Origin of the sequence: Vineibacter terrae, assembly GCF_008039615.1 — a bacterium.
In the GTDB taxonomy this organism is placed as follows: Bacteria; Pseudomonadota; Alphaproteobacteria; order Reyranellales; family Reyranellaceae; genus Vineibacter; species Vineibacter terrae.
This window is the reverse complement of the sequence record NZ_VDUZ01000038.1, coordinates 16,790-34,726: the sequence shown is the minus strand read 5'-3', so window position 1 is coordinate 34,726 and position 17,937 is coordinate 16,790. Positions and strand designations below refer to the sequence as shown.

Annotated in this window: 16 protein-coding genes; 8 read left to right on the top strand and 8 right to left on the bottom strand. The window is 68.3% G+C overall.

Going from position 1 to position 17,937, the window contains the following annotated elements; all coding sequences use genetic code 11:
* Positions 1-147: 147 nt before the first annotated feature.
* The gene (locus FHP25_RS28030) at positions 148-1,341 is read left to right on the top strand and encodes an ABC transporter substrate-binding protein (RefSeq protein ID WP_408068554.1); all 1,194 of its coding nucleotides are present in this window, start codon (positions 148-150) and stop codon (positions 1,339-1,341) included.
* 63 nt (positions 1,342-1,404) lie between these two features.
* Here FHP25_RS28030 and FHP25_RS28025 read toward each other — a convergent pair whose 3' ends face one another.
* Positions 1,405-2,628 carry a hypothetical protein gene (locus FHP25_RS28025; RefSeq protein ID WP_218578648.1) on the bottom strand — a complete coding sequence of 408 codons (1,224 nt, stop codon included), beginning with the start codon at positions 2,626-2,628 and terminating at the stop codon, positions 1,405-1,407.
* Between FHP25_RS28025 and FHP25_RS41535 the strand changes: the two genes are divergently transcribed.
* Entirely contained in the window at positions 2,611-2,997 is a 387-nt protein-coding gene (locus FHP25_RS41535; RefSeq protein WP_218578647.1) for a hypothetical protein, read from the top strand. The two genes, FHP25_RS28025 and FHP25_RS41535, sit on opposite strands and share 18 nt — an antisense overlap.
* Here FHP25_RS41535 and FHP25_RS28020 read toward each other — a convergent pair.
* The 3 genes from FHP25_RS28020 to FHP25_RS28010 all read right to left on the bottom strand — a co-directional run bounded on the left by FHP25_RS28020 (position 2,921) and on the right by FHP25_RS28010 (position 7,130).
* The gene (locus tag FHP25_RS28020; RefSeq protein ID WP_147850286.1) at positions 2,921-4,423 is read right to left on the bottom strand and encodes a hypothetical protein; all 1,503 of its coding nucleotides are present in this window, start codon (positions 4,421-4,423) and stop codon (positions 2,921-2,923) included. The genes FHP25_RS41535 and FHP25_RS28020 overlap by 77 nt on opposite strands.
* A 360-nt stretch (positions 4,424-4,783) precedes the next feature.
* Entirely contained in the window at positions 4,784-6,034 is a 1,251-nt protein-coding gene (locus tag FHP25_RS28015; protein ID WP_178133831.1) for an adenylate/guanylate cyclase domain-containing protein, read from the bottom strand.
* 70 nt (positions 6,035-6,104) lie between these two features.
* Positions 6,105-7,130, bottom strand: coding sequence for a TIGR03617 family F420-dependent LLM class oxidoreductase (locus FHP25_RS28010; protein ID WP_147850284.1), 1,026 nt, complete (start codon positions 7,128-7,130; stop codon positions 6,105-6,107).
* Between the two features lie 173 nt (positions 7,131-7,303).
* Here FHP25_RS28010 and FHP25_RS28005 point away from each other — a divergent pair, with 173 nt between their 5' ends.
* Genes FHP25_RS28005 through FHP25_RS27995 form a run of 3 tightly spaced genes read left to right on the top strand, consistent with a single transcriptional unit; the run spans position 7,304 to position 9,711 of the window.
* Positions 7,304-8,425, top strand: coding sequence for an LLM class flavin-dependent oxidoreductase (locus FHP25_RS28005; RefSeq protein ID WP_147850283.1), 1,122 nt, complete (start codon positions 7,304-7,306; stop codon positions 8,423-8,425).
* A complete protein-coding gene (locus FHP25_RS28000) occupies positions 8,425-9,195 on the top strand; it encodes an acetoacetate decarboxylase family protein (RefSeq protein WP_147850282.1) in 771 nt (256 codons plus the stop codon). The genes FHP25_RS28005 and FHP25_RS28000 overlap by 1 nt, the downstream gene beginning before the upstream one ends.
* Before the next feature lie 27 nt (positions 9,196-9,222).
* Positions 9,223-9,711 (top strand): metallophosphoesterase family protein, encoded by a 489-nt coding sequence (locus tag FHP25_RS27995; RefSeq protein ID WP_147850281.1) that lies wholly within the window; start codon positions 9,223-9,225, stop codon positions 9,709-9,711.
* Positions 9,712-9,755: 44 nt separating this feature from the next.
* Here FHP25_RS27995 and FHP25_RS27990 read toward each other — a convergent pair whose 3' ends face one another.
* On the bottom strand, positions 9,756-11,057 hold the full coding sequence (locus tag FHP25_RS27990; RefSeq protein WP_147850280.1) for a cobalamin-independent methionine synthase II family protein: 1,302 nt from the start codon (positions 11,055-11,057) through the stop codon (positions 9,756-9,758).
* Between the two features lie 98 nt (positions 11,058-11,155).
* On the opposite strand from FHP25_RS27990, the gene FHP25_RS27985 reads away from it, so the two are divergent.
* From FHP25_RS27985 to FHP25_RS27975, 3 genes are all read left to right on the top strand, one after another.
* Entirely contained in the window at positions 11,156-12,004 is an 849-nt protein-coding gene (locus tag FHP25_RS27985; RefSeq protein WP_147850279.1) for an LLM class F420-dependent oxidoreductase, read from the top strand.
* Between the two features lie 347 nt (positions 12,005-12,351).
* Complete coding sequence (locus tag FHP25_RS27980) at positions 12,352-13,299, top strand: LLM class flavin-dependent oxidoreductase (protein ID WP_178133830.1); 948 nt, start codon at positions 12,352-12,354, stop codon at positions 13,297-13,299.
* 108 nt (positions 13,300-13,407) lie between these two features.
* The gene (locus FHP25_RS27975) at positions 13,408-13,911 is read left to right on the top strand and encodes a DUF3455 domain-containing protein (protein WP_147850342.1); all 504 of its coding nucleotides are present in this window, start codon (positions 13,408-13,410) and stop codon (positions 13,909-13,911) included.
* A 178-nt stretch (positions 13,912-14,089) separates the two neighbouring features.
* On the opposite strand, the gene FHP25_RS27970 is transcribed toward FHP25_RS27975, so the two are convergent.
* From FHP25_RS27970 to FHP25_RS27960, 3 genes are all read right to left on the bottom strand, one after another.
* On the bottom strand, positions 14,090-15,340 hold the full coding sequence (locus FHP25_RS27970; RefSeq protein ID WP_147850277.1) for an ABC transporter substrate-binding protein: 1,251 nt from the start codon (positions 15,338-15,340) through the stop codon (positions 14,090-14,092).
* A 147-nt stretch (positions 15,341-15,487) separates the two neighbouring features.
* Positions 15,488-16,195 (bottom strand): ABC transporter ATP-binding protein, encoded by a 708-nt coding sequence (locus FHP25_RS27965; protein ID WP_147850276.1) that lies wholly within the window; start codon positions 16,193-16,195, stop codon positions 15,488-15,490.
* Positions 16,173-17,936: a branched-chain amino acid ABC transporter ATP-binding protein/permease gene (locus tag FHP25_RS27960; protein ID WP_218578643.1), complete on the bottom strand. Its 1,764-nt coding sequence runs from the start codon at positions 17,934-17,936 to the stop codon at positions 16,173-16,175. The genes FHP25_RS27965 and FHP25_RS27960 overlap by 23 nt, the downstream gene beginning before the upstream one ends.
* Position 17,937 lies beyond the last annotated feature (1 nt).

Here is a 17,937-nt window from a genome sequence, read left to right as displayed (position 1 = left end):
TGATCGCCGCGGTGCCGGCGATCAGGCTCATCGTCCGACGAAAGGCGGCGACTGTCCGCTGATCACGCATTAAGGTGAAGGCAACCGTTGTTCCCGACGACGCGGGGAAATGGCGGCAAAGCCCAATCAAGCAGTGGAGGCATTCGCGTGAGGAAACATCTGATCTGCGGCCTTTTCCTGGCCGCTCTGTCGGCCGGCGGCGCCTGGGCCCAGGCGCCCCTGCGCATCGGCGTGATGGAAGGCTTCTCCGGCGTCTACGGCGACCTCACCATCGGCGAGGTCGAGGCCATGCAGATGGCCATCGACGATTTCGGCGGCAAGGTGCTGGGCCGGCCGATCGAGATCCTGTCGGCCGACCATCAGACCAAGCCCGATGTCGGCGCCGCCATCGCGCGCAAATGGTACGACGTCGACGGCGTGTCGATGATCACCGGCATCGGCACCTCGTCGGTGGCGCTGGCGGTGCGCAAGATCGCCCAGGAGAAGGGCAAGATCGACATCAACACCGGCGCCGCGTCGGTCGACCTGACGGGCCCCGCCTGCTCCGCCACCGGCGCGCACTGGGTCTACGATACCTATGCCCTGGCCCATGTCACCGGCTCGGCCGTCGTGAAGTCGGGCGGCGATTCCTGGTACTTCCTCACTGCCGACTACGCTTTCGGCCACGCGCTGGAGCGTGACGTCACGGCCGTCGTGACCGCCGCCGGCGGCAAGGTGCTGGGCGGCGTGAAGCATCCGCTGTCGACCCAGGATTTCTCCTCGTTCCTGCTGCAGGCGCAGGCGTCGAAGGCCAAGATCATCGGCCTGGCCAATGCCGGCGCCGACACCATCAACGCCATCAAGCAGGCCAACGAGTTCGGCATCGTCAAGGGCGGCCAGCAGCTGGCCGGCCTGCTGGTGTTCGCCACCGACGTGCAGTCGCTCACCCTGCCCGTGGCCCAGGGCCTGGTGCTGACCGAGGCCTTCTACTGGGACCTCAACGATGAGACCCGGGCCTGGACGGCGCGCTACCGCAAGCGCAAGGACAAGCTGCCCAGCATGCTGACGGTCGGCGTCTACAGCTCGACGCTGCACTACCTGAAGGCGGTGCAGGCGGCCGGCACCGACGATGCCAAGGCCGTCATGGCCAAGATGCGCGAATTGCCGGTGAACGACGTCATGACCAAGAACGGCAAGCTGCGCGAGGACGGCCGCCTGGTGCGCGACATGTACCTGTTCCAGGTCAAGTCACCCGCCGAATCCAAGGGCAAGGACGACATCTACAAGCTGATCGCCACGGTGCCGGGCGACCAGGCGTACCGTCCGATGAAGGACGGCAACTGCCCGCTCGTCGCGAAGTAGCTCGCGCCCGCGAGTTGTTGCGGAACGCGCCGCGAAAGCGGCGCGTTTTCCTTGCCGTCCGGGCTAGCCGGGTGCGGCCCGTTCGAGATCGCGCGCCGCGTCCCGGACGTTCCCCCGGCTGCGCGGCGCGGCATGACCCTGCGCACGCGGACGCGCTGGCTGCGGTGCGCGAGCGAAGACGGGAACATCGCCCGTGCCGGTTCCCGGCCATATGCGATGGCGCGCGATATCGCCGCGGCGCATGACGAACAGCGGCCCCCACGCCGGGTTGCTGTCATGCATCTGCTTCAGCAGCCGCAGCATGCGCGTGAAGATCAGAGCGATGTCGGCATCCGGGCGCAACGCGCTCCTCACGGCCGCTGCCACGACATGCGCGGCATACACGCCGCCCGTCAGCTCGGCGGACAACCCGACGGGCACGCCGAGCGCCTGACACAGGGCATCGACGATCTGCTCGTCCCGGTCTCGCCAGGTCTGGATGCTGGCCAGGCTGTGGCCACCGAGCTCGGTGAGGTGGCTCTGTGCAATCGCCTGCGCAACGACTTCGGCCGAGCTGCGCGCCGTGGCCTGGTCAATGGGTTTTCCGGCGATGCGCAGCTGGCCGTTCACCCAGTCCTGGAGCGTCTCCTGCAGGATCGCATCGGCCCATGCATCCCTGCCAGCGAAGGGACACAGCCGCACCACCTCGGCGGCCAGGAAGCCGCGCAGGATGTCCGCCGGATGGGGGTCGTAAGGCGACGCTTCGTTGCTCAGCCTGGCCACCCCGTCGAACACCGCACGCAGGCCCCGGAAGTAGCCGATCAACCCGATCCCGGCGGAGGGCCCCATGTTCAGGATGCCCAACACGTCGGCCGCGGTCTCATCCATGCGGTCGGCCCAGTAGTCCGCGAGCGCCGGATACTTCGACAGGGCGGCGCGGACCTTGTCGGACAGCTCCGACTCCAACCCGTCGTTGGCATGCACCACATCATGCCCCGCCGCCTCGTGCGCCAGCGCAGCCCAGGCCAGCAGGCCACCGCGGCCATGCGCCGGTGGCAGGCTGACGATGGCGGCCTCGACCCCCAGCCGTTCCGTCGCGTCCGACGGCCAGGTATACGGGCCGAACTGGGGCTTGCCCCACTTGACCAGGGGCGACAGCACGTCGTGGTCCGGCGGTGGCACGCCGCGCCGATCCTCGGCGCTGAGAAAGCCGTCGTAGAGGTCGGCCACCACCTCCTGGAAGGCGTCCGTGGCCACGCCCTGGTAAGCCTCGCCATTCTGGAGGATGGCATGGGCAACGTCGAGCACCAGCCCGGCCTCACGCTCGCGCGCCGCATCGCGCAGCAGCATGTCAGTGAAGCCGGCGGATCCCAGCTGATCGAGCGCCTGGCCGAACGGCGATGCGACGCGCTGCCGGTAGACGGGCGGCAGCTGTCGTTCGCTGGCCGCCAGGCGCGCGCGCAGGTTGCCGAAGTCGATGGGATCGGGCGGCCCTTCCTCGCCATCGAGGATCGCGCGTCGAGCATCATCGATGCAGGCTTGCATGTTTCCGACAAGGGCATGGGTCATCTGCTTCTCCCCTGGTTACAAGCTGGCGCCGTCAGCGCGTCGCCGATCTGGCTGCCGTGGACGCAGGCGGTGGCACCTCGAATGACGCCGAGAGGTAGTCCGACCTGACACTCAGCTCGGCGAGCGCCGTCCACAGGACCGTCTCACTCACCCGCTTCCGATACGGCGTGGCGGCGAAGATGGCGTCGAACGCGCAAACGTCCTGCCGCTGGACCGACGCCAGCAGGCCAACCAGCCTGTCGAATTCCTCCGAATTGCGCACAAGGTCGTCGGCTTCCTGCGGGCTCAGCAATCGCGCCAGCAGCTGCCGCGCCTCCTGCCGGATGGTCTCACGGTCGAACGGGAGCCGTTCACCTTCCGTCGCATGGCGCAGCGACACCTTGCCGAACAGCCGCACCAATCCGACCTGCTGGCCGGCGGGCGTGGCGATCTCATTCGGGATCAGCAGCAGGACGCTCACTGCGTGGTTGCGCGGCACCATGGTGTAGTCCGACGTCGGCGAACGCGGGGCGCCAAACCGCACCTGGATGACGTTATCCACGCTGCGGGCCACGGACAGGACCGAGTTGAGCTCGTCGCCGACGATCGACCGCAGCTCGTCCCGGGTCCGGCCGAAGGACGTGTCTATCGCCACGCCCTGGGCGATCGCTGAGACGGCAAGCGATATCTGGCGGACCAGCTCGGTCGTGCGCGCGGCGCGGCTTGCTTCCAGATTGTCCGTCACCAGCAGCGGCACGACATACGGCGGACGTGCCACCGTCCACGCCGATCCGCGGCCTGCCCCCGCGGGGGCCCCCGGGGGGCACGCGAGCGGCACGGTCTGGGCCGATGCCGCGTGGCGTGCGCTGAAGAACGCGAGGCTCAAATAGGCGTCGTAGGGCTGGTTCCGGGCAAACGGCTGCAACCCGACGTTGAGCCGCACGATGTACGGCGTATACCCCTTCCTGGTCGCGAGATGGTCGACATGCTGCTCGAGGAGCTTGACCTCCTGGTACAGGGCTGTCGCCGCGGCATACTCGAGCATGGGGTCCTTGCGATCGGCACGCTTGTCGTCGGCCGATGCCAACGTGGCAGCCTTGCGCTGCTCGTCCGTCAGCCCTCCCGGTGGATCCTTGGGTTGCACCGGCCTCCCCGAGGTCCTGGATTGCTCGTTGACCAGGCTGTCCTTCGTCTGGCCGTCAACCGTCTCGATGCGGCGAGACCGGGTGAACGTCGATTGTGGCAGCCCAATTCCGAGCGCGGCCGACAGCGCATCGAGCACGCGCTCCTCCACATAGGTCGTGGTCGGGATCACCTCGCGTCGGGCGTCGGCAGCGTTGAGATTGAATGCCGGCTTCATCGCCTGACGCACGTCGGCAAAGCGCATGACCGCGGTGACGGCGATGTGCGAGGAACCAGCCTCGACCTGTGATACCACGCGATGCGGCCGGAAAAAGGCGCCTTCGCCGTCGCACGATGTCGCCAGGAACGCAGCCGACGCTGCCACGAGGAGCCCCGCGGGGCGGAGGTTCCTGAAGCGCAGTTTGGTGGTCATGTCGCCCTGCGGTGGTGATTTCGGCTCGGGTGATGCCCCACCCTACGGCGGCCGATTGCACCTGAATGTGATGTTCGTCACATCCGTTCACTGATTTCAGATCACGCCGGTCACATCGAGCGCGGCAGAGAATGCTGGCCGGCGGAGCGAAAGGATCCCTCGCCGCGCTGGGGATGACGGCCTTGACCCGCCTCTTGCTGTAGTCGGGGCTGGTGCCGACTATCGATGGAAGGCGAGTTGCGACTGTCATCCCAAGCGCAGCGAGGGATCTCCTGCGAATAGCGCACTGTGCGTCCCACGCGGGAGATCCCTCGCTGCGCTCGGGATGACGGATGTATCAGCGACCTGCGATTCCCAGCACTAGCGCAGCGCGAACACCTCGACCGGTGCGCGCACGCCGCGAAGGGCATGGCGGCCGAGGCTGCGAAAATGCTGCGGGATGCCCGCCAGGTCGACGAAGCGCCGGCTGGCGAGCAGCGGCACGTCCAACGTGGCGCACAGCGCCTCCAGCCGCGCCGCCTCGTTGACCGCGGGACCGACGATCGTGAAATCGAGCCGGTGGTCGGAGCCGACATTGCCGTAGAGCACCTCACCGGCATGAAGGGCAAGGTCGAGCGTCATTGTCGGCATGCCGTCCTGCCGCCGACGGCTGTTCAAGGCATCGATGCGCTGCAAGGCGGCGGTGGCTGCAGCAAGCGCATCGCGGCAGACCAGCTCGGGCTCCTTCGCCTCGAACGGGAACGTCGCCAGCAGGCCATCACCCAGGAACTTCAGCACCTGGCCGTTGGAGGTCTCGACCGGGCGGACGAGGCAATCGAGATAGTCGTCGAGCATGCTGACGAGCTGGTCGCGCGGCACCGTGTCGGCCAGCACGGTGAAGCCGCGCAGGTCGCCGACGATGATCGCCGCCGACATCGCCTCGACCGAGCCGCGCCGCACCTCGCCGCTCAGCACCCGGCGGCCGACATCGCCGCCGAGATAGGTTTCGAGCAGCGTGCGTGTCTTGCGCAGATCGGCGCTGACCCGCAACGCGGCGCCGAAGGCCGGCAGCAGGTCGTCGATGATGGCGATCTCGCCGTCCGAGAAGCCGCCGGGGCGGTCGGTCGTGAAGCTGACGGCCGCGCCGCCTGGCGAGCCGTCGAGGCGGCCGTCATTGCCATAGACGATCACGAAGCACAGGTAGTCGGTGCCGCCGGCGGCATGGAACTCGGCCAGCAGGGGATAGGATTGCGGCCCCTCGCCCCGCTCCAGGCGGTGGCGGATCATCGGGATCACGGTCTCCTGCGCGTCCTCGGCGCGTGCCTGCGCCAGCACATGCGCCGCGGAGACGGCGTCGTAGAACGGGCTCGAGTTGGCGATCCGCGCGAACGAGCCGTGCTCGAACTCCTCCAGCTGGCGCTTGCCCTGCCGCGTCCAGGTCAGGCCGATGGACTCGATCTGCGGATGGACCGTGCTGATGCCGACATGGGCGCGCCACAACGGCACCCCCAGCGCCAGCAGATCGTCGGCGAAACGCGCCGCGATGCGTGGCACGGGCGTCGCCAGCAGCGCCTGCTGGACGAGCCAGGATTTCAACGCGGCCACACCGGCACTGGACTGGGTCGACACCATACGCTCCGCTGCCGCCTCATTGCGGCGGCGCAGACTAGCAAATCCGGGGCGGGGCCGATATTGCCCCGTATCAGCCGGAAGCGGCTTTCGTGCGCAGGTCGGCGGCAATTTGCGCCAGCGTTTCCCGGTCGACCACGCTGCTGGCGAGGCCGAAATCGGCGACGAGGTCGCCGTAGCGGCTCCAGATCTGGGGCGCGATGTCCTTCACCTCGCCCATCACCGCGAAGGTGCGCAGCATCTCGTCCGTCACCAGGCTGCCCATCTCGGACCAGCGTCCGCTCTTGGTCATGGCCTGCAGCTCCGGCTGCAGCGCCCCCCAGCCATGGGCGTCCAGCACCGGCTTGTAGGCCGGTGTCGAGGCGTAGAAGGCGATGCGGTCCGCCAGGGCCTTGCGCGCGGCGGCGAACTGCGCCTCGTTGGTGCCGGTGATGATCATCGGGTCATAGACGAGCTGGCAGGCCCCGGGGTCACGCCCGGTGCTGTCCAGCCCCTTGCGCAGGTGCGGCAGGGTCGCCTGGCGCAGATAGGCCTCGGTCGTGAACGGGTGCACGAACAGCCGATCCGCCACCGCGCCGGCGGTCTCCGTCATCAGCGGCCCGACTGCCGCGATGCCGATCGACGGCTTGCCGTGCGCCGTGTTGGTCGGGGTGAAGGCCGGCGTCATCAGCGTGTGGTTGTAGAACTGGCCCTCGAACCGCAGCGGCGCGCCGTCATACCAGGTTGCGAAGATGGCGCGGATCGCCTGGATCAGCTCGCGCATGCGCACCGCCGGATGCGACCACGGCATGCTGAAGCGCCGCGTGACATGCGGCTTGATCTGAGAGCCGAGGCCCAGCACGAAGCGCCCGCCGGAGAAGGCGTTGAGATCATGCGCGAGATTGGCCAGCGTCATGGGCGTGCGCGCGAAGGCGATCGCGACATCCGTCATCAGGTGCAGCCGCTGGCTGCTCGCGGCCGCCAGCAGCAGCGGAAAGAACGGATCGTGCGCCGATTCGTGGCTCATCACGCCGTCGAAGCCCAGCGCCTCGATCTCCCGCGCCTGCTGGCCTGCCGTTGCGAGATCATCGGTCAGATGGGCAAAGATGCGTATCGGCATGGAACGTCGCTCCTGTCAGTGCCGCCATGACAAAGGCCCGCACAGCCAATGACAAGACCTATCATCGGGCATGTCTGCCCAGCGAAAGCGCGCGGCCGGGGCAGCTTGCCGGCCTTCGCCGCCCGTGCCTATCGTTGCGACGCAAACGGCGGAGTCCGTAGCGGAGGGCGCCTATGAAGTTCGGGATCTTCTACGAAATCTCCGTGCCGCGGCCTTGGACGCGCGAACGCGAGCGCGAAGTCTACATGAACTGCCTCGAGCAGGTGAAGCTGGCCGACGAGCTGGGCTTCGAGCAGGTATGGGCGGTTGAGCACCATTTCCTCGAGGAGTACTCGCACTGCTCGGCGCCGGAGCTGTTCCTCACGGCGTGCGCGATGGTGACCAAGAACATCCGCGTCGGCCACGGCATCGTCGTGTGCGTGCCGGAGTTCAACCACCCCATCAAGATCGCCGAGCGCACCGCGACCTTGGACATCCTGTCGGGCGGGCGCCTGGAGGTGGGAACCGGACGGTCGGCAACGTGGACGGAGCTGGGCGGCTTCCGCGCCAACCCAGACGACACCAAGAAGTCGTGGGACGAGTTCGTGCGCTGCCTGCCCAAGATGTGGATGCAGGAGAGCTTCTCCTACCAGGGCGAGTTCTGGTCGATGCCGGAACGCACGATCCTGCCCAAGGTCTACCAGCGCCCGCACCCGCCGATGTGGGTGGCCGTCACCAGCCCCGGCACGGAGCTCGATGCCGCCGACCGCGGCCTGGGCAGCCTGGGCCTGACCTTCGCCGGCTTCGCCGAGCAGGAGAAGAAGATCCGCGAGTATCGCCGGCGCATTCAGCTGTGCGAGCCGGTCGGCGCCTTCGTCAACGAGCAGGTCGGCACCACCAACTTCCTGTTCTGCCACGAGGACAACGACATCGGCGTCGCCACGGGCAAGCGGCTGGGCGATACCTTCAACTACCTTGCCGCGCAGCTGATCTCCACGCGCGAGGTCTTCGCGTCGCGCTCCTACCAGTCGCTGGGCCTGCTGCCGCAGCTGCGGCGGGCCGCGACCGGGCCCGATGCCAGCAGCGAGCAGGCCGAGGGGCTGTGCTTCGGCGATCCGGCGCGCATCATCCGCGCCATCAAGCGCTGGGAGTCGATCGGCGTCGACCGCATCAACTTCCTGCTCAATGCCAATGAGGTGGTGCCGCAGGAGCAGGTGCTGGCCAGCCTGCGCCTGTTCGCCAAGGAAGTGATGCCGGCCTTCGCCACGCCGGCCAGCAAGCGGGCCCTGGCGCCGGCTGCCGCGGGAGGTGCGTGATGCCGCTTTTTGGACAGCTCGACCTGAGCACGATCGCGCCCCACCTGCCCACCCTGCCCGACCTCGATACCCATGCCTGGGCGCTGCCTGGTGCCGAGACCATGCAGCTGCTGCTGGAGACGCCGCGCGGCGCCGCCGATGCGCTGCTGCCCAAGGCCATGCACCCGGCCGTGCCGTCCTATCTGGCGTTCACGTTCACACGCTGCCCGGAGAGCCCGGTCGGGCCGTTCACGTTCGCCACGGTGCGCCTGGGCAGCCGCGCCGGCGCGCATCCGCGCGGCCTGGTCCTGGGCGCCTACGCCAGCACGCCGGAGGCCGCCGACGGGCTGCGCCGCGGCTGGGGCTTTCCCGCCAGCGCCGCCAAGGTCAGCCTGACCCGCCGCCACGATCGGCTCATGGGCACCGTCGTGAAGGATGCCGTCACGGTCCTGGACTGCGCGCTGGTGAATCCGGAGGCGATCTCCGGGTCGGACGTGCAGCTGATCAACTGGGTGACCATGGCCAATGCGCCGCTGGATGGCACGACATCGCCGATGCTGATTCAGGTCGACCCCAAATACGTGTTCCACAAGGCCGAACGCGGCCGGCCGGAGGTCAGCGTCTTCGACCCAGCGGCATGGAATGCCGGCCCCCTGCAGCCCGGCAACCCGATCGTCGCCACGGTTGCCACGGTCGACACCGACCTGCCGCGCATCCGCTTCGTGATGGATCCGGCCAAGCCGGTGTACCAGGGCACGCGGCGCATCCGGGAGTCACGCGCGGACGAGTGAGCCGGCCTTCGCGCCGGATCCGAAACCATGATGATCGGCGTCATCTCTGATACCCATGGTCTGCTGCGCCCGGAAGCGATCGAGCGGCTTGCGGATGTCCAGCACATCATCCATGCCGGCGATATCGGCAGGCCCGAGGTGATTGCTGCGCTGCGCAAGCTCGCACCGACCACGGCGATCAGGGGGAACGTCGATAGAGGTGCATGGGCGACCGGATATCCGGACACGGCGCTCGTGAAGCTCGGGCGCTGGTCGATCTACGTGCTGCATAACGTCAACGAGCTGGATATCGATCCGGTGGCGCACGGCATCCATGTCGTCGTGTCAGGCCATTCGCACCGGCCGAAGGTCGCGACCGTCGACGGCGTGCTCTATCTCAATCCGGGCAGCGCCGGGCCGCGCCGCTTCACCCTGCCCATTGCGCTTGCGACGGCGGAACTGGCCGGCGACACGCTCCGGCCGCGCATCCACGAGCTTGGCGGCATGCCGCAGAGGCTGCTGTCATCCCGAGCGTAGCGAACGGCTTTCGGACCGCGCGCGTCCACGCGCGCATCGGCGCGTCAGCGCCGGTCATGCTTTCGCTCTGCGCTTCGCTTCGAGCGAATGCGGGCGTGGACGCCCGCGGTCCGAAATCCCGTCGAGGATTTTCGCCGCCACAGCTTCTTCGTCGCCAGCGCCGCGCCCTGCGACAACGCTTCGAGCTTGGCCCAGGCGATCTGCGGGTGCACGCGTCCGCCCAGGCCGCAATCGGTCGCGGCGATGACGTTCTCGCGGCCGACCAGCCTGGCAAAACGCAGGATGCGCTCGGCCACCAGATCGGGGTGCTCGACCACGTTGGTGGCGTGGCTCACCACCCCGGGCAGGATACGCTTGCCGTCCGGCAGCTTGACGTCCTTCCAGACCGCCCATTCGTGCTCATGGCGCACATTGCCGGCCTCGAACGAATAGGCCGAGGCGTTGATCGCCAGCATCACCTCGATGATGTCGCGCATGGCGATGTCGGTGGTGTGCGGCCCATGCCAGCTCCCCCAGCACAGGTGGAAGCGGATGCGGTCCTGCGGCAGCCCCCGCAGCGCATGGTTGAGAGCCTCGACCCGCACCATGGTGAACTTGCGATAGTCCTCGATCGTCGGCTCGGGATTGATCTGGTCGAAGTTCTCGGCGATCGACGGATCGTCGATCTGCAGCACCAGCCCGGCATCGATGATCGCCTGGTATTCCGGCCGCATGGCGTCGGCGCAGGCGAAGACGAATTCCTCGTCGGTCTTGTAGTGCTCGTTGCCGATGCGCGAGGCGCTGCCCGGACCGATCGAGGTCATGAAGCCCTCCTCGATACCGCTGGCTGCCAGCGCCGCCTTGAAGTTGGCGATGTCGGCCTGGATCGCCTCGTGGCCCTTGTAGGCGATCGGCCCGACGCAGGTCGGCCAGTTCTTCAGGCGCGGCCCGGTCGACACGCCGGACTCCGGATCCGCGTACGCGGCCGCGAAGCGCAGCCGGTCGCGGCGGTCGGCGAAGCTGGACAGCACCACCTCGCCCGGCGTCGAGCGGCGCACGGGGAAGTCGTAGAGGCCTAGCCCCTTCAGCTCCAGGCCGCTCAGGCGGTGGAACGAGTAGCTCCACCAGGCGCCGTAGTTCACCTTGTGCCACATCGACTTGCCGTATTCGCCGTCGCCGGCCACGTCGATGCCGGCCTCCTTCTGGCGCCGCACGACATCGCCGACCGCCGAGCGCAGCATGGCCTGGAACCCCGCCTCCTCCACCGTGCCGCCGGTCTCGCGCTGGCGGTTGGCTTCGATGAGGTCGTCGGGGCGCGGCAGGCTGCCGGCATGGCTGGTGATGATACGGTCCTGGCTATGCTTCATTGGTGCGCTCCCTCCCAGGAATCGAACCGGCGACAAGCTGGCGTCGGTATCGTATCAAAGGATGCTGCAACGTCGACCGCCGCATGTGGAGAAGAACGATGCGTGTAGGAGTATTCTACTTCCCGACCGATTACGGCATCGATATCGCCGAGCTGGCACGCGCGCTCGAGGAGCGCGGTTTCGAATCGCTGTTCGTGCCCGAGCACACCCATATCCCGGTCAGCCGCAAGACGCCCTTTCCCGGCGGCGGCGAGCTGCCCAAGCGCTACATGCGCACGCACGATCCCTTCGTGGCGCTGGCCTTTGCCGCGGCCACGACGCGCAAGCTGCTGATCGGCACCGGCGTCTGCCTGGTGCCGCAGCATGATCCCATCGTGCTCGCCAAGGTCATCGCCAGCCTTGACCTGCTGTCGGGCGGCCGCTTCGTCTTCGGCATCGGCGGCGGCTGGAATGTCGACGAGATGGAAAACCATGGCGCTCGCTACGAGACACGCTTCAAGCTGATGCGCGAGCGCGTGCAGGCCATGAAGGCGATCTGGACGCAGGAAGAAGCGTCCTTCCACAGCGACATGGTGAACTTCGATCCCATCTGGAGCTACCCCAAGCCGGCGCAGCGGCCGCATCCGCCGGTCCTGCTGGGCGGCGAGACCGACCACACCTTGAAGCGCGTGGTCGCCTACTGCGACGGCTGGTTCCCGCGCGGCGCGCGTGGCTTCAACCCCGTGGAGGCAATCGAGCGGCTGCACCGCATGGCGACCGCCGCCGGCCGCGATCCGGCGACGCTGACGACATCGGTGTTCGGCGCGCCGCCCGATGCCGCAGCCCTCGAGGGCTATGCCAAGGCGGGCGTCAACCGGGTGCTGCTGGGCGTGCCGGACAAGGATCCCGACGAGATCCTGCGCACGCTCGACAAATGGGCGCCGCTCGCGGCTGCCCACGCGGCGTAAAGGCCGGAAAGATTTCACCACAGAGGCACAGAGATCACAGCGCAGCCGTTGGCCGCAACCCAAATGGGAGGAAAACGCTTCATAGTGAGCTTGTCGAACCATGAAGCGCCACGCACGGACCACTGTGCGACGCCTTCATGGTTCGACAAGCTTACCATGAAGGCTACTCAAATTGCCGCGGCTTGCGAGGACTCTCGAGATCAGTAGTACAGAGGGAAACAATGCTTTCTGCGCGCCAAAGGCGCGCGACCTTCTTCATCTCTGTGCGCCTCCGTGATTTCTGTGTCTCTGTGGTTGATCTTTCTGGCGGTGTTCGCTGATGCACGATGGTCCAAGGAGCGCATGCCATGAGTGTCGCGATCGGGCTGGGCCTGATGGAGTTCCCCTTCGCCTCCGCCGCCGGCTACTGGCGCTGGGTCGACCTGTGCGAGCAGGGCGGCGTCGACTCGCTGTGGCAGACCGACCGGGTCGTCAGCCGGCAGCCGATTCTGGAATGCATGACCGCCGTGGCGGCGATGGCCGGCCGCACGCGGCGGCTGAAATTCGGCGTGAACGTCATCTCCGTGGCGTTGCGCGATCCCGTTCTGGTGGCCAAGCAGTGCGCCACCATCGATGTGCTCTCCGAGGGCCGCCTGCTGCCGGCCTTCGGCATCGGCAGCCCGCTGGCGCCGGAATGGAAGGCGCTGAATGCCGACACCCGCACCCGGGGCCGCCGCACCGACGAGGGGCTGGAGATCATCAGCCGCCTGTGGCGCGAGGACAGCGTCGATTTCACCGGCGCGCACTACCGCTTGTCCGGCGCCTCGATCTCGCCCAAGCCGGTCCAGCCCGACCTGCCGATGTGGATCGGCGGCGCCTCCGAGGCGGCGATCCAGCGCACCGCCCGCATCGGCACCGGCTGGCAGGCCGGCGCCGAGACGCCCGCGGAGGCCAGCCGTGTGGTCGCCGCCATCAAGCAAGCCGCCGCTTCTTCGGGCCGAACCATCGACGACGATCACTATGGCGCCGCCTTCCCCTTCCGCTTCGGCCGCCCGGACGAGCCTGGCATGGGAGCCGCGATGGAAGCCTATGCCAAACGCACCGGCCGCGACCCGGCACGCTACTTCGCCATCGGCGGCGCCGATGCCATCCTGGAGCGCATCGCCGAGTATGTGGACGCCGGCCTGTCGAAGTTCATCCTGCGGCCGGTCGGCACGTCGGAGGACGACATGATCGCGCAGACCCGGCAACTGATCGAATCGGTGCTGCCGCGGGTGGCATCGCGTTGGCCGCGGCGCGCGCGGCCGGCCGCGTGAGGCGCCGCGCTTGGCAAAGTCTGCCTGATGGGACGATATGAAAGCCTTACTGGTCCCACACCCCTCGCTTGATCTACATCGAGGGCCAGAGGGAGAACCAGCATGATCATGCCGTTGCGCATTCCTTCCGCCGTCGCGTGCCTTGCTTTCCTCGCGGTGCCCGTCATGGCGCAGGATCAGGTTCCGGCCGCGATCGCCGCACCCGGCGAGACCGTGGTGGCCACGATGCATGCCGAAGGCGCCCAGATCTACGACTGCAAGGCCAACGATAGCGGCAAGCTCGTCTGGCAGTTCCGCGAGCCGGTGGCAACACTGCTCGTCAGCGGCCAGACGGCCGGCCGGCACTACGCCGGCCCGAGCTGGGAGCTGACCGACGGCAGCGTGGTCGTGGGCAAGGTGAGCGGCCGGGCGCCCGGCGCGACGGCCAAGGACATCCCCCTGTTGAAGCTCGAGGCGACGTCGCACCGCGGCGCCGGCAAGCTCACCGGCGTCACGACCATCCAGCGCCTCAACACCAAGGGCGGCGTCGCCGACGGCCCGTGCGAGCGCGTCAATAGCTTCCTGAGCGTGCCCTATTCGGCGGACTACGCGTTCCTGAAGAAGGGCGGCTGACAGGGAACCGGCTGTCATCCCGAGCGCCAGCGAGGGATCTCCTGCGGCAAGGCGCACGGTGCGCAATTTGCGGGAGATCCCTCGCGACGCTCGGGATGACAGCGAGGTCATACGCGAATGCCCTGCCCTCCGGGGGAAGATATAAAATCACAGGCTCTCGGGATGACAGATCGAGCCCCTACGGCTGCTGCTTGGGCCAGATCGGCGGCGCCAGCGCCAGCTCGGTGGGGTAGACGGTGACGGCCTGCCCCTTCTGCCACTGCACGATCACCAGGTGGGCGCCGGCGCGGCGGCCGTTGGCCTCGAACTTCACGCCGCCGGGAAAGGCCAGCGCTGCCGGGCCGTCCTTGAGATCGAGCGAGCGCATCGCCTCGGCGACCTTCCTGGAGTCGGCCACGCCGGCCCGTTCCAGCGCTTCCTTGAGGATCCACATGTCGCCGTAGGCGGTCATGCTGTCCTGGGTGATCCAGGGCTCGCCGGTGCGCTTCTTGAAGCGCTCGATGATCGCCTCCTGGCCCTTCACGCCCCAGTTGGCGACGATGAACATCAGGCCTTCGAGCAGCTCCGGCCCGACATTCTTCAAGAGCTCGGGCGAGCCGATATGGGCGCCGTTGGCGATCAGCGGCACGCGGCCCTGGCCCAGCTTGAACTCGTTGAACTTCTCCAGGATCAGCTTGTCGTCCGGCACGTTGGTGGGCAGCAGCAGCATCAGCTCCGGCCTGGCGCGCCGCACCTTCTGGACGAGTGCCGTGGCGTCGGCCAGCGGCGGCGTGAAGACCTCGTCCACGACCAGCTCCAGCCCGAGCGCCTGCAGCCCGCCCTCGCGCATCGGCTTGGCAAAGCTGACGGGCGCGGCCGTGTTGTCCATGATGATGCCGACAGTCTTCGGCTTCTTGCCGGTCGCCTTCTCGGCCAGCTGCAGCAGGGTCGGCAGGGCGACCTTGGCCTGGGTGCCACCGGTCGGCGAGGTCTGGAACACGTAGTGGAAGCCGCGCTCGGTGATCGCGTCGGAGTAGGACAGCGTCAGCATCGGCACGCCGGCGCGCTCGGTGATCTCGGTCACCGCCAGGGTGAACGAGCTCAGCCAGGCGCCGGTGCCGCCCACCAGGTCGGGCTCCTGCGCCAGGATGCGCTGCGCGGCGTTCTTGGCCTTCTCCGCCGAGTCGCCGGCGTCGGCCAGGATCAGCTTCAGCCTGGCGCCGCCCAGCGCCTTGATCCCGCCGCTGTCGTTGATCTCGTCGATCGCCATCTCGGCGCCCATCTGCATGAGCTTGCCCTGGCGTGCCCACGGGCCGCTGAGCGGCGCGATCACGGCCACCTTCACATCCTTGGGCTGGGCCGCCACTGGTGGCGCGGTGAATGTCGACGCCATCACGGCTGCGACGGCCAGCGCCGTGAGGACGTTCCGCAAACCGACTCGTACCAACATCGTTTCCTCCCTTGGTTCATTCCTCCCCGCGTCGCGGGGAGGTGGCCCGAAGGGCCGGAGGGGAGCCAACGTGATGCTTGCTACAATGACCTCGTCGTCTCCCCTCCGCCCTTCGGGCACCTCCCCACTGCGTGGGGAGGAAAGAAATTAAAGACCGAGGTACGCCTTCTTCACCCTGTCGTCGGCGATCAGCGCATCGTGGTTGCCCTGCATGACGATCCGGCCGGTCTCCAGGACGTAGCCGCGATCGCAGCTCTCGAGCGCCTCGGCGACGCGCTGCTCGACCAGCAGCACGGCAACGCCGTGCTCGTGGTGGATCTGCTGGATGCGGTCGAAGATCGTGTCGGCGACCGCCGGCGCGAGGCCCATGGACGGCTCGTCCAGCATCAGCAGCTTGGGCGCCGACGCCAGTCCCCGGCCGATCGCCAGCATCTGCTGCTCGCCGCCCGAGAGGGTGCCGGCGAGCTGCCCGCGCCGTGCGCCGAGCACCGGGAAAAGCTGCAGCACCAGGTCGAGGGATTCGCGCCACCGCGCCCTCCCCGCCTCGGTGTAGGCGCCCAGCTCCAGGTTCTCGAGCACCGTCATCGACGGGAACACCTGCCGCCCCTCGGGCACGTGGGCGATGCCCAGATGCGGCCGCCGCGCCGCCGGCACCGCGAGCAGGTCATGGCCGTCGTAGTGGATGGTGCCGCCGGCAGGCGTCACCGTGCCCGATATGGCGCGGAACAAGGTGGTCTTGCCGGCGCCGTTGGGGCCGACGACGGCGACGAACTGGCCGTGCGCCACCTCGATGCTGACGCCATCGAGCGCGCGCAGGCCGCCATAGGCGACGTCAAGCGACGCGATCCGCAGCACGCTGCACCCATTTCCGGCCGAGATAAGCCTCGATCACCGCCGCATCGCGCGTCACCTCCGCCGGCGGCCCGTCGGCGATCAGCGCGCCGTGGTCGAGCACCGTCAGCCGGTCGGCCAGGCGCACCATGGCGTGCATCGTATGCTCGATGATCAGCACGGTGGTGCCACCACGCGCGATGCGCCGGATTGCCTCCACGACCTCCTCCAGCTCGGCATGGCCCAGCCCGGCGAGGATCTCGTCCAGCAGCAGCAGCCGGGGCCGCGCCGCCACCGCCCGGGCAAGCTCCAGCAGGCGCAGCTGGCGCATGGTGAGGCCGGCGGCCATCTGTCCGGCCTCGCGCCGGCTCAGGCCGACGCGGTCGATCGCCCATAGCGCCAGCCGTTCGGCCTCTCTGTCATCCGGCGTGGCGACATAGGCGCCCGTCGTGACGTTCTCGAGCACGGTCATGCGCGGGAACGCGCGCACGATCTGGAACGTGCGGCCGATGCCGGCGCGGCAGATGCGGTTGGGCCGCAGCCCGACGATGTCGCGGCCGTCGAACCGGATGGTGCCCGAATCGGGCTGCAGGAAGCCGTTGATGACGTTGAACAGCGTCGTCTTGCCGGCGCCGTTGGGCCCGATGATGCCGTGCACCGTGCCCTCCTCGACGGCGAGCGACACGTTGTCGATGGCACGCAGGCCGCCGAACGCGCGCGACACGCCTTCAAGCACCAGCAGCTCGTGGTGCGGCCGCGCGAGCGCGACCGGCGGGTCCGGCGCTGGCGCCAGCTTGGGGACCTCGGGGGCACGCGCGAAGAAGCGGTCGCGCAGGCGCCAGAAGATCCCCTCCGGCGCCAGCAGGATGATGCCAATGATGGCCAGCCCGTACACCACGCCCTGGATGCCGGGCACGACGCTGCCCAGCTCGCCGTGCAGGATCTCGGCCAGCGGCACCAGGATGGCGGCGCCGATCACCGGTCCCCACAGCGTGCCGACGCCGCCGAACAGGCAGACGATCAGCGCCTGGGCCGAGACCAGCACCCCGAACACGGTCGGCGGCGTGACGATCAGCAGCACCACCGCATAGAGCCCTCCGGCTGCCGCGGCGAAGCCGGCCGACAGCACCATGGCGGGCATCTTCCAGCGCCAGGTGTCGATGCCGGCCGCCTCGGCCGCGGCCTCGTTCTGCTTGATGGCGCGCAGCGCCCGGCCGAAGCGCGAGCGCTCGACGGCGAGCGACGCCAGCAGCGCCAGCACCATCAGGCCGAGGCCGAGCAGCGCATGCACGCGCGGGTCGCTGAACTGCATCCAGGCCGCCGGCTGCTCGCGCTTCATGGGCAGCGTCACTTCCTGGTAGCCCAGCCACTCGAACACGTAGAGCATGGCCAGCGGATAGGCGAGCATCGCCAGGCCGAAATAGTGGCCGCGCAGCCGGAATGTCGGCAGCCCGACCAGCAGCCCGGCAACCATCCCGACCACGACGCCCATCGGGATGCCGAGCCATGGCGTGATGTCGAGCTTCACCATCGCCAGGGTGACAGTGTAGGCGCCCAGGCCGAAGAACGCGGCATGGCCGAACGAGATCAGCCCGCCGTAGCCCGACAGCATGTTCCAGGCCAGCCCCAGGGTGGCCCAGATCACGACCAGCGTCAGGATCAGCCTGTAATAGGCGCTGTCGACCAGCAGCAGCACCACGACGAAGGCGCCGACGATGCCGGCTATCGCGGTCAGCTCGCGGTAGGGAGGGCGGCGGCGCGCCACG